Consider the following 301-nt stretch of genomic DNA (forward strand, 5'->3'; position numbering starts at 1 on the left):
TTGCTGTTGTGTAGTCTGCTTCTTTGAGCGCTTCCACTTCCGCAATCAAGGTGTTCAGCGCTGTTTTGTCACCGCGTTTCACCAATGCTTCTTTTGCTTCGAACAGTGCGTCATATGCCGCATCGACTGCATCCTGCGATGCATCCGGTTCACCTGCAACTGCTTTCGCTGCATTCAGCTTCTCAATCAAAACTGCCCAGGTTGCTGTTGTGTAGTCTGCTTCTTTGAGCGCTTCCACTTCCGCAATCAAGGTGTTCAGCGCTGTTTTGTCACCGCGTTTCACCAATGCTTCTTTTGCTTC

1 pseudogene is annotated in these 301 nt (G+C 49.8%); it reads right to left on the minus strand.

Annotated features, from left to right (window positions below):
- Positions 1-301 (minus strand): annotated as a pseudogene (locus H6A12_RS13175) (FIVAR domain-containing protein); the annotation flags it as partial.

Source organism: Merdimmobilis hominis, from assembly GCF_016901855.1.
Taxonomy (GTDB): Bacteria; Bacillota; Clostridia; order Oscillospirales; family Ruminococcaceae; genus Paludihabitans.